The 23485-nt window shown below is 34.6% G+C and carries 18 protein-coding genes, 1 tRNA gene and 1 pseudogene; 15 read left to right on the top strand and 5 right to left on the bottom strand.

All coding sequences use genetic code 11. The features are described from left to right. Positions 1-62 precede the first annotated feature (62 nt). The 14 genes and pseudogenes from mnmE to G622_RS0100125 all read left to right on the top strand — a co-directional run bounded on the left by mnmE (position 63) and on the right by G622_RS0100125 (position 14268). Entirely contained in the window at positions 63-1460 is a 1398-nt protein-coding gene (gene mnmE, locus G622_RS0100190; RefSeq protein ID WP_026509005.1) for a tRNA uridine-5-carboxymethylaminomethyl(34) synthesis GTPase MnmE, read from the top strand. Between the two features lie 18 nt (positions 1461-1478). Next, positions 1479-3407, top strand: coding sequence for a tRNA uridine-5-carboxymethylaminomethyl(34) synthesis enzyme MnmG (gene mnmG, locus G622_RS0100185; RefSeq protein ID WP_026509004.1), 1929 nt, complete (start codon positions 1479-1481; stop codon positions 3405-3407). Between the two features lie 57 nt (positions 3408-3464). Then, positions 3465-4202, top strand: a complete 738-nt coding sequence (rsmG, locus tag G622_RS0100180; RefSeq protein ID WP_044956886.1) for a 16S rRNA (guanine(527)-N(7))-methyltransferase RsmG — start codon at positions 3465-3467, stop codon at positions 4200-4202. 291 nt (positions 4203-4493) lie between these two features. Further along, positions 4494-5258 (top strand): ParA family protein, encoded by a 765-nt coding sequence (locus G622_RS0100175; protein ID WP_026509002.1) that lies wholly within the window; start codon positions 4494-4496, stop codon positions 5256-5258. 92 nt (positions 5259-5350) lie between these two features. Beyond that, entirely contained in the window at positions 5351-6250 is a 900-nt protein-coding gene (locus G622_RS0100170; RefSeq protein WP_026509001.1) for a ParB/RepB/Spo0J family partition protein, read from the top strand. Positions 6251-6262: 12 nt separating this feature from the next. Further along, positions 6263-6775 carry a DUF4446 family protein gene (locus tag G622_RS0100165; protein ID WP_026509000.1) on the top strand — a complete coding sequence of 171 codons (513 nt, stop codon included), beginning with the start codon at positions 6263-6265 and terminating at the stop codon, positions 6773-6775. A 27-nt stretch (positions 6776-6802) separates the two neighbouring features. Next, the gene (gene serS / locus G622_RS0100160; RefSeq protein ID WP_026508999.1) at positions 6803-8089 is read left to right on the top strand and encodes a serine--tRNA ligase; all 1287 of its coding nucleotides are present in this window, start codon (positions 6803-6805) and stop codon (positions 8087-8089) included. Between the two features lie 32 nt (positions 8090-8121). Then, positions 8122-9015 (top strand): DUF3881 family protein, encoded by an 894-nt coding sequence (locus G622_RS0100155; protein WP_242832925.1) that lies wholly within the window; start codon positions 8122-8124, stop codon positions 9013-9015. Positions 9016-9223: 208 nt separating this feature from the next. Continuing rightward, a tRNA-Arg gene (locus tag G622_RS0100150) sits at positions 9224-9295 on the top strand. A gap of 281 nt (positions 9296-9576) precedes the next feature. Further along, positions 9577-10053 (top strand): Cys-tRNA(Pro) deacylase, encoded by a 477-nt coding sequence (gene ybaK / locus G622_RS0100145; RefSeq protein ID WP_026508997.1) that lies wholly within the window; start codon positions 9577-9579, stop codon positions 10051-10053. A gap of 44 nt (positions 10054-10097) precedes the next feature. Next, positions 10098-10685: pseudogene (locus G622_RS21100) on the top strand (flavin reductase family protein); the annotation flags it as partial. Between the two features lie 285 nt (positions 10686-10970). Further along, positions 10971-11735, top strand: a complete 765-nt coding sequence (locus G622_RS21095) for an MBL fold metallo-hydrolase (RefSeq protein WP_049945618.1) — start codon at positions 10971-10973, stop codon at positions 11733-11735. Between the two features lie 197 nt (positions 11736-11932). Continuing rightward, positions 11933-13810 (top strand): glycoside hydrolase family 27 protein, encoded by a 1878-nt coding sequence (locus tag G622_RS0100130; RefSeq protein WP_044956885.1) that lies wholly within the window; start codon positions 11933-11935, stop codon positions 13808-13810. Next, on the top strand, positions 13807-14268 hold the full coding sequence (locus G622_RS0100125; RefSeq protein WP_026508995.1) for a hypothetical protein: 462 nt from the start codon (positions 13807-13809) through the stop codon (positions 14266-14268). The genes G622_RS0100130 and G622_RS0100125 overlap by 4 nt, the downstream gene beginning before the upstream one ends. 191 nt (positions 14269-14459) lie before the next feature. On the opposite strand, the gene G622_RS0100120 is transcribed toward G622_RS0100125, so the two are convergent. The 5 genes from G622_RS0100120 to G622_RS0100100 all read right to left on the bottom strand — a co-directional run bounded on the left by G622_RS0100120 (position 14460) and on the right by G622_RS0100100 (position 21275). Continuing rightward, positions 14460-16148 carry a GGDEF domain-containing protein gene (locus tag G622_RS0100120; RefSeq protein ID WP_026508994.1) on the bottom strand — a complete coding sequence of 563 codons (1689 nt, stop codon included), beginning with the start codon at positions 16146-16148 and terminating at the stop codon, positions 14460-14462. Between the two features lie 3 nt (positions 16149-16151). Continuing rightward, positions 16152-17921, bottom strand: a complete 1770-nt coding sequence (locus G622_RS0100115) for a GGDEF domain-containing protein (RefSeq protein WP_026508993.1) — start codon at positions 17919-17921, stop codon at positions 16152-16154. A gap of 195 nt (positions 17922-18116) precedes the next feature. Then, entirely contained in the window at positions 18117-18932 is an 816-nt protein-coding gene (locus G622_RS0100110; RefSeq protein ID WP_026508992.1) for a TPM domain-containing protein, read from the bottom strand. A 26-nt stretch (positions 18933-18958) separates the two neighbouring features. Continuing rightward, positions 18959-20044, bottom strand: coding sequence for a hypothetical protein (locus tag G622_RS0100105; protein WP_026508991.1), 1086 nt, complete (start codon positions 20042-20044; stop codon positions 18959-18961). A 19-nt stretch (positions 20045-20063) separates the two neighbouring features. Further along, positions 20064-21275 carry an SPFH domain-containing protein gene (locus G622_RS0100100; RefSeq protein ID WP_026508990.1) on the bottom strand — a complete coding sequence of 404 codons (1212 nt, stop codon included), beginning with the start codon at positions 21273-21275 and terminating at the stop codon, positions 20064-20066. A 433-nt stretch (positions 21276-21708) separates the two neighbouring features. Here G622_RS0100100 and G622_RS0100095 point away from each other — a divergent pair, with 433 nt between their 5' ends. Then, positions 21709-23481, top strand: a complete 1773-nt coding sequence (locus G622_RS0100095; RefSeq protein ID WP_044956884.1) for an ASKHA domain-containing protein — start codon at positions 21709-21711, stop codon at positions 23479-23481. Positions 23482-23485: the final 4 nt, after the last annotated feature.

Genomic DNA, 23485 nt, shown 5'->3' with positions numbered 1-23485 from the left:
ATTGATTTTACATTAATTTCAATTGGCAGCTTTTATTACTATTTTTTTAAAGGGATAAAAATATGTTTTTTAAGGATGATACAATTTGCGCAATAGCAACGGCAATGATAGACGCCGGGATCGGAATAATAAGAATAAGTGGTGATAATGCCATAAATATTGCTGACAAGATTTATATAGATGCAAAAGGAAATCATTCCCTGAAAAAATATGAGAGTCATACCATTAATTATGGATTTATAGTTGATGAAAATGAGACAAAAGTAGATGAAATTATGATTTCCATAATGAAGGCACCCAGAAGTTACACAAAAGAAGATGTTGTGGAAATAAATTCTCATGGTGGCAGATTAATTATGGAATCCATTTTAAATCTACTGATCAGAAATGGATGCAGAATTGCTGAACCCGGTGAATTTACAAAGAGAGCTTTTTTAAATGGAAGAATCGATTTAACAAGAGCCGAAGCAGTAATGGATTTAATTCATGCAAAGAACGATTTTTCTATGAAAAATTCTGAGCTGCAACTAAGTGGAAAACTATTTAATAAAATAGAAGATTTAAGAAAAGAAATTTTATATGAAATGGCATATATAGAATCTGCTATTGATGATCCTGAAAATTATGATCTGACTGATTATGATACCAGACTTAGTACTCAGAACAGTAAATGGATTAAAAGTCTTGAAAAATTAATTGAGTCTTCAGACGAAGGCATAATTAGAAAAGACGGAATCAGAACAGCCATAATTGGAAAACCAAATGCAGGAAAGTCTTCCTTACTTAACAAACTTGCCGGAGAGGAAAAGGCAATTGTTACAGATATAGAAGGAACAACAAGAGATATTATTGAAGAGAATATCAGATTAGGCGATATTATTTTAAAGGTAATGGATACTGCAGGAATAAGAGATACAGAAGATAAGATTGAAAAAATCGGAGTAGATCTTGCTCTTAAATCTGCAAATAATGCTGATTTGATTTTATATATTATAGATTCTACAGACAAAGCTTTTTCTAATGAAAATAGGATAAAAGATCTTATTAGAGATAAGCATGCGATAATTCTGCTTAATAAGAATGATAGAACAGAAAGCATAAATGTTTTAGAAAATGACATTCAAAATATTTACGGGAAAAATATTCCTGTAATAAAAACATCAATGGTTGATGAAACCGGAATTGATGAATTAAAGAAAATAATAACAGATATGTTCTTTAGCGGAGATATTATTCCTAAAGAAGAGATATATGTTACAAATATCAGACAAAAAGAAGCTTTGATAAACGCACTTGAAAGTTTGAATAAAGTTAAGCTAAGTGTTGATGCTTGTATGTCTGAAGATTTTTACACAATTGATCTGATGAACGCTTATGCATTTTTAGGTGAGATAATTGGTAAAGAAGTTGATGAAGATTTAATTGAAGAGATTTTCTCAAAATTCTGTATGGGAAAATAAAATTTTTGGAGAGTATAAATGATAGCTGATAGAGTTGATGTGATAGTAATTGGTGGTGGACATGCTGGTTGTGAGGCCGGACTTGCTGCAGCAAGACTTGGTCTTAAAACTATTGTGTTTACACTTAGTGTAGATAATATTGCCTTTATGCCTTGTAATCCGCATATTGGTGGTTCATCAAAAGGACATCTTGTTAGAGAAATAGATGCTTTAGGTGGAGAGATGGGAAAAAATATTGATAAAACATATCTTCAATCTAAAATGCTTAATAAATCTAAAGGTCCTGCAATACATTCACTTCGAGCTCAGGCTGATAAACTTGAATATTCCAAATCTATGAAAATGATACTTCAGTCTCAAAAAAATCTTATGATAAAGCAATCTGAGATTGAAGAAATATTGTTTGATGAACTTGATCAGAATGAAGATAAGGAATTATTGGAATCAGGATACTCAAAAACAGTAAGAGGTGTTAAGACTGTAACCGGATTAGTTTATGAATCAAAGGCAGTAATATTATGTACCGGAACTTATTTAAAGAGTAGATGTTTATGTGGTGAATCTATTTCTTACACTGGTCCGAATGGGTTACAGCCTTCTAATTTACTTTCTGATTCTTTGATAAAAGCAGGAGTTGAATTAAGAAGATTTAAAACCGGAACACCTGCAAGAATGGATGGTAGTACAATTGATTATTCGAAAATGGAAATACAGACTGGTGATACCCCGGTTATTCCTTTTTCTTTTGATACAAATCCTGATGATATTCAGAAAGAGCAGTATAATTGTTATCTGACATATACAAACGAAAAAACGCATGAAATAATCCGAGAAAACATACATAGATCACCTATTTATTCTGGAGTGATTGAAGGAATAGGTCCCAGATATTGTCCTTCAATAGAAGATAAGGTAGTAAAATTCCCGGATAAGATCAGACACCAGGTATTTATTGAACCCGAAGGAACTTATACAAATGAGATGTATGTAGACGGAATGTCTTCTTCAATGCCTGAGGATGTTCAGCTTAAAATGTATAGATCTGTTCCCGGACTTGAAAACTGTGTGATAGTAAAAAATGCATATGCAATTGAATATGATTGTTTATGTTCAGGTCAGCTTGCACCCACATTGGAAATAAAAAATATCCATGGACTTTTCAGTGCAGGTCAGTTTAATGGAAGTAGTGGTTATGAAGAAGCTGCAGCACAGGGATTGTATGCAGGTATAAATGCATCAATGCAAATTTTAAATAAGCCATACTTATCAATTGACAGATCTGAAGGATATATTGGAGTTCTTGTAGATGACATTGTTACAAAGGATAATTTGGAACCATATAGAATGATGACATCAAGAGCCGAGTATAGACTTTTACTTAGACAAGATAATGCAGATATTCGTCTGAGAAAAAAAGGATATGAAGTAGGTCTTATCTCAGAAGAAAAATATTCAGCTTTGATTAAGAAGGAAGAACAGATTAAAAATGAAATGGACAGATTGAAAAGTATAAAAGTAGGTGCTTCTTCTAATGTCCAGGAATTTATGGAAAAACTTAATTCTCCAAAATTAAAAACGGCAGTCTCACTTGCTGAACTTATTTGCAGACCTGAATTAAATTATGAAAATATCAAAGAACTTGATAAAGACAGACCTTCATTACCGAATGATGTTATAGAGCAGGTTGAGATAAATATTAAATATGAAGGATATATCGAAAGACAGCAACGTCAGGTTGATAAATTCAAAAAGATGGAAAATAAGAAAATTCCTTCTAATATAGATTACGATGATGTAATAAGTTTGAGACTCGAAGCCAGAGCAAATCTTAAAAAGTTTAAGCCGAAAAATGTTGGACAGGCTTCTCGTATAAGTGGAGTTAATCCGGCTGATATTTCAGTTTTACTTGTTTACCTTGAAAATTATAACAGAAATAATAACCACTAATTATATTATATGTTTCACGTGAAACACTACATCTTGTATTTTTAAGGAGTACTAATTTTGAATAATAACTTTGATAATCTTGTAAGAGATTTGGAAGAATACAATATTTCAATAACTGATGAGCAAATTGATCAGTTAGAGAAATACTATAAGCTTTTATTGGAGTGGAATGAAAAAATAAATCTTACAGCGATTACTGAATTTGAAGATGTATGTAAATTACATTTTGTGGATTCAGTTTCATCCTGCCAGTTTTTTGATTTTCAAAATCAATCATTGTCGGTAATTGATATAGGAACAGGTGCAGGATTTCCAGGAATAATTTTAAAGATTTTTTATCCGGAATTAAATGTAACCCTATTAGATTCATTACAAAAGAGAATTACATTTTTAAACAAAGTTATTGATGAGCTTTCATTAAATAAAGAAGGTTCTATTAAGACTGTTCATGGAAGAGCAGAAGATTTTGCTGATTCAAAAAATGGTGTACTTCGCGAAAAATTTGATGTAGCAGTTTCAAGAGCAGTAGCAAGATTTTCAACCTTATGTGAGTATGATTTACCTTATGTAAAAAAAGGTGGATGCTTTATTGCTTATAAAGGCGATAAAGGAATAGAAGAAGTCAAAGAAGCTAAGAATGCAATTTTTCTTTTAGGTGGGAAAATAAAACTTGTTGAAGAATTTGTATTACCTAACTCAGATATTAAAAGAACAATTTGTATTATAGATAAGGTTCAGGAAACATCTTCAAAGTATCCGCGTAAAGCTGGAACACCTCAGAAAAATCCATTATAAAGGATAGTTGTCTGTAGTATAAAAGTTTCACGTGAAACATTACAATTTAAAATAAAAATTTTACAATAAATTGTTTCACGTGAAACATATAAACCCAATATATAGTTATTTCAAATCGTGAAACATTAATAGAAGTATTATTGTGCAAAAAATAGATATAATTTAGTAAATACTTTTAAAAAGAAGATTTTTATATAATTCTTTGTCTTTAGAATTGTCACATCTTAAACGCAAAGAGAAAAATTATGATATAATTACAAGGTTAAAAATTAAGAGGGAGAGAAAAAAATAATGGGACGAGCAATTGCAATAGCTAACCAAAAGGGTGGAGTCGGTAAAACTACTACATCAATCAATCTGTCTGCAACATTAGCAGAGAAAGGAAAAAAAGTATTAGTTATAGATACAGATCCTCAGGGAAATACTACCAGTGGATTTGGATTAAATAAAAATCAGTTAGAAAATACTATATATGAATTACTGATTGGAGAGTGCAAAGTAAATGATGCACTTTACAAAGATGTCGTAGATGGGGTAGATATTATACCTTCCAATGTCAACTTAGCTGCAGTAGAAATTGAATTGATTGACATGGAAGAAAAAGAATTTATACTAAAAAAGGCAATTGAAAAGATTAGAAAGAATTATGATTTTATTATCATAGATTGTCCTCCTTCATTAAGTATGTTGACTATTAATGCTATGACTACTGCAAATACAGTATTAGTTCCGATTCAATGTGAGTATTATGCATTGGAAGGATTAAGTCAATTGGTACACACGGTAAATCTTGTGAAAGAAAGATTAAATGAAGATCTTGAGATGGAAGGTGTTATTTTCACAATGTACGATTCCAGAACTAATCTTTCCATGCAAGTAGTAGAAAATGTTAAAGACCATATTTCAGAAAATGTATATAAAACCATTATTCCAAGAAATATCAGATTAGCTGAAGCTCCCAGTTATGGTCTTCCTATTAATTTATATGATACTAAGTCATCAGGAGCTGAGGCATATAGATTATTGGCAGATGAAGTTATTGGGAGAAAATTCTAAATAAAACTATTGAATATATGGTATAAATGGTATCACGTGAAACAAAAAAATTTTAATAACATATATTTAATAAAAAAGGAAAGAGGAAATGAATGGCAACTAAAAATGTTAAAAGAGGATTGGGAAAAGGTTTGGATGCTTTGATAGCACCTGCACCTGCTTCTTCTACTAAAAAGAGTGATAATAGCAATCATGAAGATGGACAGATTGTTACAGTAAATATTACAAAGGTTGAGCCAAATAGAGATCAGCCAAGAAAAATATTCGATGAAGATAAATTGTTAGAGTTATCTGATTCAATTAAACAATATGGTATTATTAACCCTCTCATTGTACAGGACAGAGGAGACCACTATGAAATTATCGGTGGTGAAAGAAGATGGAGAGCAGCTAAAAAAGCCGGACTTAAAGAAGTGCCTGTAATTATTAAGAATCTCTCTGATCAGGAAATAGCAGAGTATGCTCTTATAGACAATATTCAAAGAGATGATTTGAATCCTATAGATGAAGCATTAGCATTTAAAAAACTTATTGATGATTTCGGTTATACCCAGGATGTTGTCGCTGAAAAAGTTTCAAAAAGTCGTGTAGCAATTACAAACTCATTAAGACTACTCAAACTCTGTGAGGAAGTTCGCCAGATGGTTATTGATGGAAAGCTTTCGACAGGACATGCAAGAGCAATTATTTCTATCGAAGATAAAGAAAAGCAGATACAAATTGCCGAGCAGATATTTGACCAGAAAATGAGTGTTCGTGATACTGAAAAGCTTGTTAAAAATTTAGGTAAAACTCCTAAACAGAATAATAAAAAGAAAACAAATTTGAATCCAAGCGTTGAATCAGTATATAGAGAACTGGAAGATAAATGTACACAAGCTACAGGTACTAAAGTTTCAATATCTACTAAGGGAGATGGAATAGGAAAAATTGAAATAGAATTCTATAGTACAGATGATCTTGAAAAAATAACAGAAAGATTATTTAAATAGGGGTGATATGGTATGAACAGTAACTTATTTGAACAACTTGGATTAAATATTGATATTGCCTTTATACTTATTGCATTACTTGTAATTATAATAATCCAGTTTGTTTTAATATTTATTCAGGGGAATAAGGTAAATAAAATAAAAGAGCAGATATCAAGATTTATGAAGGGAAGAGAAGCAGCTTCCCTTGAAGATGAAATAGTAGCTCTTTTTGAAGATAATAAGATTATTAAAGCAACAACAGAAAAGAATCAAAAAGATATAGATGATTTATATGACAGATTAGCAACATGCTTTCAAAAAGTTGGGATAGTAAAGTATGACGCATTTAATCAGATGGGTGGACAATTAAGTTATTCAATAGCACTTCTTGATGAAGATAATAATGGATTCTTATTGAATTCCGTTCACAGTTCAGATGGATGCTATTCATACTCCAAAGAAATAAGACATGGAAAATGTAAGCTTGAACTTGGAGATGAAGAGCAGATGGCATTAAATGAAGCAATTGATTATCAAAATTAAAATATATTATTTAAAGGGGAATAAAAAATGATAGACATTAGATTTTTAAGAGAAAATCCTGAACTTGTAAAGGAAAATATAAAGAAGAAATTTCAGGATGAAAAACTTCCGTTAGTAGATGAAGTAATCGAGCTTGATGATGAGCGCAGAAAAAATCAGCAGGAAGCAGATAATTTAAGAGCTCACAAAAATAAGATATCCAAAGAAATCGGTGCATTAATGGCACAGGGTAAAAAAGAAGAAGCTGAGGCTAAAAAAGCAGAAGTAGCTGCCAATGCAAAGAGACTGGAAGAACTTGAGGAAAATCAGAAAGTTGTCGATGAAAAAGTAATGAAGATAATGATGGTTATTCCTCAGATCATTGATGAGAGTGTACCGATTGGTAAGGATGACTCTGAAAATGTAGAAATTGAGAAATTTGGAGATCCGTTTGTTCCTGATTTTGAAATACCTTATCATACAGATATAATGGAAAGATTTAACGGTATTGATTTTGATGCTGCAAGAAGAGTTGCAGGAAATGGTTTCTATTATCTCATGGGAGATATAGCAAGACTTCATTCAGCTGTTATTTCTTATGCTAGAGATTTCATGATTGATAGAGGATTTACATATTGTGTTCCTCCTTTTATGATTCATGGGAATGTTGTTGAAGGTGTTATGAGTTTCCCTGAGATGGAAGCCATGATGTACAAGATTGAAGGTGAAGACTTGTATCTTATCGGAACAAGTGAGCATTCAATGATTGGTAAATTTAAAGATCAGCAGATATTAGAAGAAGAATTACCGCAGACACTTACAAGTTATTCACCTTGCTTCAGAAAAGAAAAAGGTGCCCACGGAATTGAAGAACGTGGAGTTTATAGAATCCATCAGTTTGAAAAACAGGAAATGATTGTTGTATGCAAGCCTGAAGAATCAAAGATGTGGTATGACAAGCTTTGGCAGAATACAGTTGATTTATTTAGATCACTTGATATTCCGGTTCGTACATTGGAATGCTGCTCAGGAGACCTTGCAGATCTTAAGTGCAAGTCCTGTGACGTAGAAGCATGGTCACCTAGACAGAAGAAATACTTTGAAGTTGGAAGCTGTTCTAACTTAGGTGATGCTCAGGCAAGAAGACTTAAGATTAGAATTAAGAGTAAAGACGGAAATTATCTAGCTCACACATTAAATAATACTGTAGTAGCACCGCCTCGTATGCTTATCGCATTTTTAGAGAACAATCTTAATGAAGACGGTTCAGTAAATGTTCCTGTAGCATTAAGACCTTACATGGGCGGAAAAGAAAAACTTATACCAGAAAAATAAATACATGTTTTAATTTATTAAATAGAAAGGAGGTGAAATCCTTGCATAATTATTTAAGAGCCATAGGCTTTGAAAATTTTAAAAGCAGAGAAGATATTCAACAGTTAATAGCTATGACAGTTCAACAAGCTGACTCAAGATCCTATGTTACGAAAGATGGAGAAAAACTAATTGGAGAATTCTGCAAGGATTTCGCTGATGGAATAGGAATTTGTGTTTGCGGCGAATTCAATGAGCAGGACAAATTCCTATATGATTACTATTATCCATATATCAAAGGAACAAGAATAACTACTGAAGAAGATATAACTGTTTCAAGACACTCATCCAATGAATCATATGCAGGTGTATGTGATGATCTGAGAGTAGGAGTAACAATTATTTTCTATCTTCAGAACATGGTGCCTTATATAAAAATTCAAAATGAAAACAGATTCCCAATCAAAGGCACAACCCTTACTTTATCAGCACTTTCTCTTAAAGGCACAATAGTTATGCCTATAGCAAAAACTGATAGTGATAAGAAGTATGAAAAAAAGCGAATAAGAGAAAGAGAAAAACTGATGTACAAGGCACGTAAAGGTGATGAATCAGCAATGGAATCTCTTTCAATTGAAGAAATGGATACATACAGTGCCATAACAAAGCACATAAAGACAACAGATATTTATACAATAATTGATAATTATTTTATGCCGTTTGGAGTTGAATGTGATCAATACTCGGTGATGGGAGAAATATTGGAATGTCATGAAGTTACAAATAAACTGACAGGACAAAATCTCGAAATGATGACAATTAATTGTAATGAACTTATTTTTGATCTTTGTATAAATAAAAAAGATTTGCTGGGAGAACCTCTTCCCGGCAGAAGATTTAAGGGAAACATCTGGATGCAGGGGTATGTTAATTATCCTGATATGTAAGAATCTTGATGAAAAAGGAAAGTTTTCCACAATAAAAGTCATACTTTTTTGTGGATAACTATCCCTAAATCAAAGAATTAATGGAATAAATTTTATATCTCATACCATTTTTAATTAAGAACACCAGCAATCAATTCATCATGGTTGAATTAAAAAAATCACTGTGATAAAATATAAAAGTTGCAGAAAGTATATATTTTGCATCGATGTTCTCGTAGTTTAACGGATAAAACAAGCGCCTCCTAAGCGCTAGCTATGGGTTCGATTCCCGTCGGGAACAGTTTGAGAAGTCTTACATTGTTAAGACTTCTTTTTTTATTCAATAGGAAATTCCTTCGGATTTCCTATTGAATAAAAAGCGCTCCGCTATGGATGCGACTGGTGCGCAGATGAATTTTGCAAGCTAAAGCTTGCGCACACCAGCGCGCAAAGAGTCGCGAGCGACTCTTTGTTCTTATTTTGTTATAGTGTTTGTGACCAGCATATTGCGATGTTATCCATTTGAAAAAAACAGTATTGATGATAATATTAACAAAAGAACAAAAATATAAGGAAATAGTTATGGCTAAAGAAGATAAAACAAATGTAATGAGAGTTCTTGAAGGTAAAAAGATACCTTATACCAGTCACATGTATGAACCTGATTCATCCATGAGTGGTGAAGAAATAGCTGCTATATTAAATGAAGATGCAGACAGGGTTTTTAAGACTCTTGTTACTCAAGGTAAATCAAAAGAATATTATGTTTTCGTAATTCCGGTAAAAGAGGAGCTTGATCTTAAAAAGGCAGCGAAAGCTGTTTCTGAGAAATCAATTGACATGATACCGCAAAAAGAGCTTTTACCACTTACAGGTTATGTACATGGCGGATGTTCTCCGATTGGAATGAAAAAAGCATTCAAAACGATAATACATGAGAGCATTACAAATGATGAGAAAATTTTCTTTTCAGCTGGTAAAGTTGGATATCAGGTGGAAATATCTGTAAATGATTTAAGTAAGGTAGTCAGATTTCAAACAGCAGATGTCTGTGTCTGATCGATAGTAATCATGTTAGAAGATATTTTACGAGGAGAATAATAATGGCAAAGGAAACTTGGAAGCCTGGAAATATGCTTTATCCGATTCCCGCAGTGATGGTAAGCTGTGGAAGAGAAGGAGAAAAGCCAAATATTATTACAGTTGCATGGGCAGGAAATGTGTGCAGTACACCTGCTATGTTAACAATTTCAGTGAGGAAAAGCAGATATTCACATAGCATAATAAAGGAAACCGGAGAATTTGTAGTTAATCTTACAAGTGCAGAACTTGTAAGAGCTACAGACTGGTGCGGTGTTCGTTCAGGAAGAGATTACGATAAATTCAAAGAGATGAGATTAACGCCACAGAAATCTCAAAAAATAAATGCTCCGGGAATTTCTGAAAGTCCTGTGAATATTGAATGTAAAGTGAAAGAAGTTATAGAACTTGGAACTCATGATATGTTTGTGGCAGAAGTTCTGTGCGTTACAGTTGATGATAAGTATCTTGATGAAAGAGGGCGATTTGATCTAAATGCAGCTGATCTCATCGCTTATTCTCATGGTGAATATTTTAAGCTTGGAAAAAAAGTTGGAAAGTTTGGGTACAGTGTTACCAAAAAACAGGGTAAACAGCATCAAATCAAGAAAAATCGGGATGCTAATGAAAATTTTGCCATTGATAAGAAAGAGAAGAAAAATGAAAAGGCAGATAATATAAGCCTAAATAATGATAAGAATTTTAAAAGCGATAAAAAGGAAAATAAGCATAGTAAAAAAGAAAAAGTAAAAAAATCATCTGTTCTTAAGAAAAAGAACAAAAGGGGTTAAGTTATTTTTCTGAACAGATTATTAATATCGTAAGTTTTAGGGTGCTTGCGTTATCGTTTCCATTTGTAATGAGTCAGATAAATTTTTTAATTGAGGAGAAGGTTTATGGCTATTAAATTTATGCGCACAGGACAACAGGGAATCCTGGTTTGGGATGATGAAACAGGATATAAGTTTGGTATAGATTTATTTATTTCAGATATGGAAGGAAGACAGATAAAGAATCCTTTAAGTATGGATGATCTTAAAAATGTGTCTCTTCTTTTTGGTACTCATGATCATGTAGATCATATAGACAGAAGTGCCTGGTCGGAAATAGCAAAGATTCATCCACATATAAAATTTGTTGCACCAAAATTCTTTGAGAAAACTTTACCTCAGGAACTGGATATCTCAGAAGAACGATTTATTTTTATTGATGAAGGCATTGCTTTTAATGATGAAAATATCCGGATAGAAGCAATTCCAGCAGCGCATGAATTTCTTGATACTGGAAGTGATGGATTACATCCTTATCTGATGTACATTATAACTTACAAAAATATCAGGCTTTGTCATATGGGAGATACATGCCTGTATGAAGGTGTATATCAGAAGCTTAGAGAAAAAGGTCCATATGATGTGATGTTTCCTCCGATAAATGGAAGAGATGCAAGGCGACTTAAGGACGACTGCATTGGAAATATGACTTATCAGGAAGCTGCAGATTTGGTTGGAACTATAAAACCAAAGTTGGCAATTCCGGGACATTATGATATGTTTGCATTTAATGGTGCGGATCCGAAAGATTTTATAGATTATGTTGAGATAAAATATCCCGGACAGAAGGTAAAAACTCTGGAGGTATGTGAAGAATACACAATCGGATAAATCGTATTAATAAATACGCAGTAATTGCAGATATAAAGGCAAATATTGATAAGAGTATTTGAACAAATTACGTTAATTTAATATGGTAAAAGAGTATTCCGGGAATGTTCTTCCCGGAATATTTATATATGGAGAGTACTTAGTGAGGTCTACCGCAAAATTTGTGGATTTTTAGTAGAAAAATTTGGGAGGAAATCATGTTAAGACCGGATAAGTTAGACGATAATGGAAGATTTAGTTCCTTTGATAATGGAAAGATTTTGTTTAATAAGAAGAAAAACCATCTTCCTGCTATGGGATGGAATAGCTGGAATGCTTTTGGAAGTGGAAACACAGAAGAATTAACCAGGATAATGGCAGATAAAATTGTTGAACTGGGTCTGGATAAACTAGGCTATGAGTATGTGATTTTGGATGATGGATGTTATAAACCAGAAAGGATAGATGGAAAACTGTCCAATGAGGAAAACAAATTTCCAAATGGTTTTAAATCATTATCAGATTATATACATTCCAAGGGATTAAAATTTGGAATGTATAATGATATAGGTACAAATCTATGCGCCGGAGCAGCTGTTGGAACCTGTGGACATGAGAGAGATGATGCTGCAAGCTATATTGAATGGGGAGTAGATTTTCTTAAAGTAGATAATTGTTATTATCCATTTGATAATGCTACATTTTCTAATCCTGAGAATGCAGCATTTACATTTGCACCTGCGATAAGATCAATAAAAATTGTCAGAAATGAACAATCTCGAGAAGAATATACTTTTAATGCAATATCAGACGGAAAAATAACAGGGGATCGCGCGTTTATCGAAAATAACAGTGTTACAGGAATCGGAACATATGATGGAACGGGTCCTGAGGCTTCACCTGTTGGACTTAGAAGCAGTGAACTGATATTTAATATATGTGCTGATAATAAAGAGATAAAGTCAGTTAGTGATAATTCTGATAAAAACGATAATTCTGCTGAAGAAGAAAACTTTACATGTCTATTAGAAATAGAATATCAGGATGGCAAGGAAGAAGGAAAAGGTAATTGGACTCAGATTGCTGTAAATGATGACATTGTTTTTGACGATTTTATTTCAGAAGATGGGTGGCCATCTGAAAAAGATTCAGATGATAAAAATGCACCTGATGAAGAAACTAAAGAGATTAAACCTTTTGAATGGAGTAAATCCATAAAGATCAATTTGAAAAAAGGTTCTAACTGTATTCGAATAATGAATCACAGAAGACAGGAGAATACACTTAATTCCTACGCAAGACTTCTCAAGGAACTGAACGAATTGAAGCCTGAAAATGATATTATTTATTCTGCATGTGAATGGGGAAAAACTCATCCTCAGAACTGGGCATATAAAGTCTGTGACTCATGGCGCATCTTAAATGATATTACATTCCGCGTAGGAAGTGATGGAGACCCCGGATTTGGAGCATGGAACCAGGATTATACAACTAGTGTTACAGCACAATACAATAAAGCAGTTATTATGGATGAATTTGCAGGTCTTTCAAAGGGATGGAATGATCCTGATATGCTAATGATAGGCATGAACGGACTTGATGAAGTTCAATGCAGAACACATATGACTATGTGGTGCATGATGAATTCACCTTTAATGCTTGGAATGGATTTAAGAAGAGTATCTGCAAATGACTGGATGTATAACATAATTGCCAATAAGGATATGATCTCATTAAACCAGGATGCACTTGGAATACAGGCAAAACGTATTTTCTCAACACTTGCAGAAAAAGAACCTGATAAGGAATATATCAGGGACATAAACAGAATTGATGTTCTTGCAAAGCCTCTGTCAAATGGTGATTTTGCTCTTAGCTTTATAAATGTCAGTGAAGAAGGCAAAAATGAGAAAATCAGCGTATCGATAGAAGATATAATAGGGTATTTTGGGGAAAAGATTACCAGAGCTGATAGTTACAGTGTAAAAAATCTTTGGACAAAAGAGGTTGAAGAAAATAATTCAGGAATCTTTGAGATTGACGGAATAAAGGCCTGCGACAATGTGACATTCAGAATTTCAGCAATAGTATCATGAATATCGAGGAATTTATAGATTTTATAATAACTGAATATGAATCCGGAAAAAGCAAGGAAAGTGAAAAAGCTTTTCAGGAAAATAATGATTTCATTAGAGAAGAGCAACTAAACAAATTTTGGAAAAATGTCATGTCTCTGTTTTCCGAAAAAATGATAAAAGAAAATGTATCCAGAAAAAATGCGGCAAGAATCCTATATGCTTTCTATAAAGATGTCTATAATGAGAGCGATATAGATTGGGGCAGTTCAAAAAAATTAAAAGATATTTATGAATGCCGGGTATGCGCAAATGCAATTGCTCAGATGTATGATAATGGAATATTGGAATCAGCTACAAAAGAATATTTTGGATTAAATGACATTCTAAGTAGTGATGAGCTGATGGGATCTGCCTTGAAACTCTTAAAGCATGACTTCTTGCAGGCAAAGGAAGAGATAGCCATCAGGAATCTATAGATTCCTGTTTTTCCTCAGAAAAACGGGAATCGTATTGGACCAGGTCCTCGCGAAGCGAGGGGCGTGTCCTGCCGAAGGCAGGATTTTTGCGGGCGATTTCCGCTTTTGCCCACAAAAAGTCATGACTTCTTGTAGACAAAAGCACGAGACAGGATGACATATTACATGTTCATCTGTCTCGTGTTAACTATTTATATTCTGGCTGCAATACCAAGTCTTTCATGCATTATCTTTTTATTTTCATACATTCTTTTATCAGCGAGAAGATATACGCTGTGGGAGTCCTTTGGATTAACTTCTGTGCTAAAAGCATAACCGCAGGCAACACTTCTTCTATATCCCGGATAAAGAATGTTTTTTATTTCCAGAGCATCTTTAAGTCTTGTAAGGATTGAATCGATATCTGAAAAATAAGGTTCTTTTAATATTGCAACAAATTCATCACCGCCAATTCTGGCTATAAAACATTTTTCATCAAAGCACTGTTTTAGTACAGATGAGAATTCCTGAAGATATTTGTCACCGGCAGCGTGTCCGTCATTATCATTGATTTCCTTTAAACCATTAAGATCAAGACTTATGATGCAATATTCAGCTGTTCCCTTATCAAGATCTGCAGTGTATTTATCATATCTTGATCTGTTGGGAAGGTCAGTAAGACCATCAGCATAGGCCAGATGCGTAAGAGAGGCATACTCTTTTCTCATGGCAAATGACTCAGAGATATAAATAAAATAGTTAATAAGATTTGCAAAAACGAAAATAAGACCGCCCATAGGAATTAATCTTACAGTCAGAAATGATTCCGGGAAAATATGAAAAATCTCAAATGTGAATGCCACAAAGTTTAATATATATGAAAGAGAAAAGAAGCTAAGTCCTATAAGCTCTATGGTTTCGGAAGGTGAAATCTTTTTCTGCTTAATGTCTTTTGCTATGACCACTATAAGGAAAATGGAGCACATTAGCGAAATGCACTGGAAATATCTTAAAGTTCTATTCATTCTTGCAATGTCCGAAAAATGAAGAACAATCAAAAATATACATATTATTGAACTTGTAGAAGCTACAACAAGGAAAATCCAGTCTTTGTAATGATCCTGAATGCAACCGATTATTATATAGGTAAGAGGAACCGTTATATATAGAGATAGATATTCTATCTCTGTGGTGATTCCATGTGTATTGATAAAAAAGTCGAGAAGTTTGAAATAGCATAGCATCCAAATGCCAACATTAATGAAAAGCAAAGAAGAAAAGAGCTGCGAAAGAATTGTAGGCAGAGTTTTGTAAAAGCTTAAAGTGATGATTAAAAATGCTATACCGAATATGATCAGGAAAATGGCGCTGGACAAAGGGAATATGTGCTTGAAAATATAGGATCTGATAACATCATGGTATTCCCCATAAGTAGGAGAAATAAAATATCTGTAGGCACTGTTTTCTGAGCTGAATAAAATAATATCCAACTGCTGAGTGTTATCACTGGATGGTACAGTTACAATATTATAGAAACAACCGATATATTTATCCTGAGCAAGTTTGTCAGTGAATTTTGATAAAACAAGTTTGTTGTCGATGTAAACTTCCACTGCAGAGTATCTCGAAAGAAACATGAGTGTCGGAAATGAATAATCAGAGCTCTTTTGCAGAGTGGTTGATAATCTTAGAATATCGCCTTTTGAAGAAGAAGGCAGACTTCTATCCAAATCCTTTATAGATACATTATCCAAAGTAAAATCGTTATATTGAATATTCCAGTTTTTATCCAGAGTTATAACAGGACTGGTCAGTTTTGGAAGAAACAGGAAATGACATATTGTTATTATCACTATAAAAGTTAATATGGAGATAATAAGGAATATTATGCGTTTCTTCATAACTTATTGTCTCCTTTCATCTGATTCAGAACCACCAAATATATCATTCACGAATCTGTCCAATTTAGCCTGATGATGGGTTTCTTTTTCTTTGTACATCCGGTTGTCCGAAAGAACAAAAACACTGCTTGCATCATTTTCGTCAGCTTCATAGCTGTAGGCATAGCCGCAGGATGCTGACAGATTGATATTTTTCTCATTTTTATTAAAAATCTGCATGCGGGTTTTTAAGTCAGCAATCATTTTTTCACAAATATCTTTATCGGGATTTTCAATTGCAACAAGAAATTCATCGCCGCCTGTTCTTCCAATCAAAGAAGATCCGACAAAGGACTGCTTCATTATGTCCGCAAATGATCTAATCATGCGGTCACCTTCCTGATGCCCGAGACTGTCATTTACGGTTTTAAGATTATCCATATCGATACTAATAATTGCAAATTTTCCATGAACTGAAGCCATGTATTGCATACATTTTGCTCTGTTCATAAGGCCTGTAAGTGAGTCAGTATAAGCAAGTCCTTCAAGATGATCTTTCATGTAAACCGCGTTCATATGCTCTATTCCATGATAAAAGTAGGATAGGAACAAGGTAAGAACAAAGCATAGAGCACCAATTGTCATGAAATTGATATCAGCATAAGCTTCTGCGCCACCAAAGAAAAGCTTTAAAATATTATATTTTATTATATCGATTACTGAGCAGACTATGAAAAAGGCAAGGCCAATTACAAGAAGACTGTCGGATGTTATTCCTGTATATTCAGGTGTGTTAATTTTGTCTTTGTGTTCCTTCCAAATATTGAGTACGAGCTGTGGAAGTTCATATATTGCTTCTGCTATAGCAATAATATGAAGAACAGGAATGAAAATATTAACATGAATAATATCTGTGAAATGAAGGATCAGTGCAATTAATGGAAAGAGGATATTGATAATAATGATAATTGTATTAATTCTAGAATTGAGTTCAGGGTGAGATGATATCAGAAAAGCTATAATTGCAAAAGGAACAAGGTATAAGGTTATATACTCAAGAAGAGTAAAAAAGGATTCAGCATCAGATAAAAAGCAAAAAATATCATTAAATGCCAGATTATAGGCACCAAGTACAAATGATATTAAAGAACTTAAAAACAGAGATAGGTCATGACTATGGTACATGTAAAGATATGATGATAATGTAAGAAGCATAAAAGAGAACATGCACAAGAAGCATCCGACGAACAAAGGCAGACGTTTTCCCTGCATGAATTCCTGCTCAAGATCATACCTGTTCCCATATCGAACAGATGCTATACCTGAAAATGCATTATTCTCAGAAGAAACAAGCTTTATAGTAAAAGTTTTTCCTTCAGGATTATCAAGTTTGTTAAGCGGAATAAAATTGTAATGCTTTGGAATCATTTTCCCGGATTCCAGATATTCATTACCATAGGTATAAATAACTTCGCTATCTATGGAAACTGTTACCACTGCAAGAACACTTTTGAACATTAAGCAGGCTGAAGGCACATGCTCGGTGGGTATGGTATTACTGAAAATAATGCTGTCACCTTTTCGAGAAGGCCCAAGATTAATCTCAGATAGTTTAGTATCAGACAGACTGATTTTGTCATACTGAACAGACCATCCATCTTCAAGAACAGTCAAATAATATGTATTTGGTGTAGTTAAGTAGGAACTGCCAAATACCATGAGCATAATTGGAACAAGTATTACAAGAATAGGCAGTAACCACACATTTAAATGAAAATAATCACGTAAACGCATCTTTTTCTCCTATTCTCTAGTATATCAATAAATATTAAGGCATTTTATAAAAAAAGAGTGATGTTTGTAAATTTTGTATAACAAGCCAGGATCAGGCTCGTGAAAAGCCTTGGTAAGTGCTCTAAAAAACCTTACCGCTTTGGAACGGTAAGGTTTTATCTGTGCAAGTGAACTTATTATTTTTGTCAGGTTATTTTAAAATGAGCCGCTACTTCCACCATGTGAAGTTCCTGAAGAACCGGAATGGGTTGAAGAGCCGGAGCTTTCTTTTGGTCTTGCTGTTTTTGTAACTGTTGTTCTAATGAAGCGATCCTGTTTACGGGAAAGAGAAAGTCCCTTTTGAGAATAGTTGGATGCACCTGCTTCCCAATGAACAGTTTTTAACTGACCAATAAACATAAGTAGTACAATTAATCCAAGTACTAAACCTACGATCAGACATATAAGAAATTTTCCGGTAGTAAAGGTTTTACTGTCAATTACATCCTGCTGTCTTTCATCGCAAGCGGATACAAACTGATCAAAGGCCTGATAATAGTATCCTGCAGACAGGCTACTTTTGCAGGCATCAATCAGATCTTCCTGGGCTGAATCCGTGAATATGTTAATGGCTGTACCGGTTGTGGTGATATGCCATTGTCTTGTGGATATGTCGATCAGGAATAATATTCCGTTATTTGTTCCATTATAACCATATCCATTATAGTCATAAAAATCATCGCCATATTCCTCAACATTTCTTGAACCCAGATCATCTATAGTAACTATTACTATAGCCGATTCATATTTATCCTCAACCTGATAAATATGCTGTGCAAGCTCGTTCTCTTCATCATCTGTCATAAGATCCGCAGCATCTATTACTGGGAAAAGTGTTCCATCCTGGCAATAAACAGGATCCACCATTCCGCTACCGTCAGCCTTTACCTGAAAAGAAGACAATAAAGGCAATGTCAGGATCATGCAGATGAGCAGAGGCATTAGATTATTTAGAATTTTTTTGCATTTCATATACTTATCCTTCCGGGCTACTAATATCAAAAAGAAATAATGATGAGGCAAATAAGACAGGCAAGAGCAGTGAATCCCAGACTTGATAAAATGTAAAGAAGGACTGCTTTGCCTTTATCCACAGGAAGATTACCTACAAACTTGCCGCTTTGCCCATTCATGGCAAACAGATAATTATTTCCGTTCCAGCTGGTATTAAGAAGCCAAACCGGATAGAGAGCATATCTATGCGTTAAAGAGCTTATCTTCTGGTCTTTTGATGAAATATTTACAGAAGAATAACCGGTTACAGAATTTTTAATGTCTTCCTCTACGGTATGCTTCATTCTATCCAGAATATGTTTTTGGGTATCCTTTGCATTTACGTCATAACGGTTTGCAAGAAAACCTGCAAGATAACCACTGTTAAAAGGAACTGCTTCACCAAAACTGAAGGGTTCTATTGATTCCATCAGATCGTCAGGCATTTCTTTTGATGCATCATGAGGAACATGAGAAAATTCTTCATTTCCTTCACGAACTACATCAAAGTGACTTGTTTCTGTGTAGTTATAGTCACTGTCGCTCCAGGTTCTTACCTTTGTTGCATGGAAATTGTAGTTTGCATTTATCTTTGCATCATACAGCCAGTAAGGAATATAGATTCCACGAATTTTGTCTATATGATTCTGGGCAAAGAATACCTTTGGCAGAAGTAGTTTTCCTTTTACATATCCTGCATATGCATCCATAGCATCCTGCTTGTTTTTCTTAAATGGAATGACGTAATCAGGACGCAAATCACCGGCAAACTTTTCTTTGACAACAACATTATTACTGCAGAAAGGGCAGGTAAGTGAACCTTCATTTTCTGAAGCAACAATTTCACCACCACAGGATTGGCAGGAATAGACTACCATGCCATCAGTTTCTCCGGGCTTCCATTCTGTACCTTCTGAAAGCCATTCGTTACTGTCAGCTTTTGCATCTTTATCCTGTTCTGCCTGTCTTGGAGCAACATAATCGCCTACCTTTATCTGTGTGTCACAGTAGGGGCAGGATAACATTTGGTTTTTAGCATTAAAATTCATCACCCCGCCACAGGCGGGGCATTCATATTCGGTTAATCCCATAGACTTTTCCTATATAAAATTATTGTGGTCTTGGTGCTCCGCAGTTAGAGCAGAATTTACCACTGTTAACGGTACCGCAAGAACATGTCCAATCAGCACTCGGTCTCGGCTTACCACAATTGGAACAGAAATTGCCATTATTTACAGTACCGCAGGAGCATGTCCATCCTGCCTGACTCTGAGGCTGCATCTGGGGCTGAGGCTGAGGAACAGGCTGTGCCTGCTGACCCATGGCAAAGAGATTTGAAGCGTTTGCTCCACCTGCCTGCTGAGCCATATTCATTCCTGCAAATGCCATCATAGGACCTGTTGCTGTATTTTTTGCAGCATCTTGCATAGCCTGTGCCTGAGCACCTACAAGGGTAGCGGCTGCCATGTTAGGATTTGTGAGAACAGCATTCTTCTGAAGCTCTTTTATCATCTTTTCATCTTCTTCAGAAGCATTAACAGAGTTTATACCAAAGGTTGAAATAACGATGCCATAGGTGCCGCCCCATTTTGATGAAAGGACTTCATTTAATGCATCGGCGATTTCAGTTGTATGACCCGGAAGGGCACTATATCTGACACCTGTTTCGGAAATCTTTGCAAAAGCAGGCTGAAGAGCGGTAAGAAGCTCACTCTTAAGCTGAGACTCGATGGTTTCTCTCTTGTATTCGCCCTGGAAATTGCCGCAAAGATTTGTGTAGAAAAGAATAGGATCTACAATTTTGTAGCTATATTCACCATGGCAACGAATTGAGATATCTACATCAAGGCCGATGTTTCTGTCAATTACGCGGAAAGGAACCGGATTAGCTGTTCCATACTTATTTCCAATGATGTCCTTAGTATTTATATAGTAAACGCGCTGGTCATTAGCAGCATCACCGCCGAAGCTGATACGCTTACCTATTTTTTTGAATGTCTCTTTGATATTGTCAGAGAGGCTACCGTAGAAAAGAGAGGGCTCTGTACTTACGTCATATACGAACTCACCGGGTTCTGCGCAAACTTCAGTAACCTTTCCCTGATCCACAATGATCATGCACTGACCATCAGCAACTGCAATAATTGAACCGTTGGAAATGATATTATCGTTACCTTTTGTATTTGAACTTCCCTTACCTGTGCGTTTTGCAGCTTTAATAGCAAGAGTGTCACTTGGCATTGCATCGCAGTAGAAATAATCTCTCCAGGAATCAGAAAGAACGCTTGAAGCAGCACCGATTCCAGCCTTTAAAATACCCATATTTACATACCCTCCTTAATTTCACATATTTGTTATTATGTATCATTGTCAGACACTGAAAAAATTATAACACAATTGATAGGGTAATTTTGAAAAATAATATCAAATATATAGTAAATTGCCATTTTTTGTAATTATTGAAATACAAGTTACATCGAGATGCGAACAAAAACAATCTAAAACGATAAAATAACAGATAAATAATACTTATTAGTGAAATAGCATATTTGTATTCTCGTTTTATAGTATAATAGTAGGTGTATTGCATGACTTCTTGAACGCAATAAGGAAAAAGCGTTAAAGAATCCTGTTTTTACAGGACATGCCCCTCGCTTTGCGAGGACCTGGTCCAATACGAATTTCGAATTCCTGAACAAATTCAATATTCTATGGAGTATGAGAAAAGAAATCATTTTTAGATCGGTGAGCCTATTTGAAGAAGAAATGTGAATTAGTTTATAAAGGACAAAGCTATGTAATAAATGAGGGGACCCTTCTTTCTGAGTTACTCATAAGGGAAGGAATAGTACGTAACATGCCCTGTGGAGGGATGGGCAGATGCGGAAAATGTGTTGTCAGATTTAAAAGCGGTGCATCAGCGGTCACGGTAGCAGACAGGAAATTTCTATCGGAGGAAGAGCTTAATAATGGTTACAGATTATCATGCAGAGCGTTGATAAAGCATGATGCAGTGCTGGAGAGCTTGGGAGACTATTTTATTTCTGACAGTGAAAATATATCAGTCAAAGACAGCGATTACTTATCAGATAGGAAAAGCAAGACAGGAAATGAAAGCCTATACGGGAAGGGAGCGAATGTCTCTGATATAGAAGAAAATAATATTTGCGGAAATGATTTTTACAGTATCTCGATTGATATTGGTACAACCACGATAGCAGCGTCTTTATTAAATAAAGGTAATACCGTAAAAAAAACAAGTACCATGAATAGCCAGGCTGTTTATGGTGCAGATGTCATCAGTCGTATCCAGGCAGATTGCAGTGGGAAAGCCAAACAGCTGCAGGAACTTGTCATAAATGATCTAAGGAAGGTTATCACAGAGCTTCTTGGAATTTTTATCTCAGACAAACAAGCTTATGAAGACAGATATGATAAGAAGGATTTTGTGCTTAAAACTATAGTCATAGCTGGAAATACAACAATGCTTCACATCCTTATGGGAGATAGCTGTGAGGGGCTTGGAAAATCGCCTTATAAACCGGTAAGACTCAGTTACCCTGTAACAAAATTATCTCAAATGCCTGAAAAGATAAGAAGCGGACTACTTGGTGACTTTGGTGACAGTGAAAACATAAATGTTGTGATAATTCCCGGAATATCTGCATTTGTTGGAGCTGATATAGTGTCGGGAATGTATTCTCTTTCATTTGATAAAATTCCTGCAAATAAGAAATACATGCTGATCGATCTTGGAACAAATGGAGAGATGGCAGTCGCTGATTCAGAGAATATAAGTGTATGTTCTACCGCAGCAGGACCAGTATTTGAAGGTGGAGGAATTTCCTGTGGAATGGCTGGGGTACCCGGGGCAATTGAGCATGTTACTTTAGACAAAACTGATGGAAAACGATATGAAGCAGATATTACGACTATAAAAAATGAAGAACCCAGAGGAATTTGCGGAAGTGGAGTACTCGAACTGGTTTCAGAGCTTTGCAGAACAAAACTCATAGATGAGACAGGACTTCTTATAGATGGTCTGTTTGATGATGGAATAAGACTATATTCATCAGCTGATGGAAAAGAGATTGTTTTTTCTCAAAAAGATATTCGTGCAGTACAGCTGGCAAAGGCCGCTATAAGGAGTGGGATAGACAGCCTGCTTAAAGCTCATGGCTGTAGAGCCGGTGAAATAGATAAGGTATTTCTGGCAGGAGGCTTTTCAGAGCATCTTGATACAGAAAAAATAAGATATCTTAATATGTTTCCGGAAGAATTTTTAAGAGGAGGGGTAATAGATTGCGTAGGAAATACTTCACTTTTGGGCTGCGAAAAGCTTATAGAAACTACGGTACATCCTGATGGAAAAGATATAAATAGTCCTGATAAAGATGTCCGGGATTTACAGAGCAGTACAGAATTGATCATTAAGAATATAGCAGAAAAGTCAAAAGACTTAGTTCTTGCTGAGACGGATTCTTTTAGTGAAGAGTTCATTGAAGCTATGAATTTCAGATTTATCTGAAGTA

This window comes from Butyrivibrio sp. LC3010, assembly GCF_000424385.1.
Taxonomy (GTDB): domain Bacteria; phylum Bacillota; class Clostridia; order Lachnospirales; family Lachnospiraceae; genus Butyrivibrio.
The sequence above is the reverse complement of the archived record's forward strand: the minus strand, read 5'-3'. Positions and strand labels throughout refer to the sequence as shown.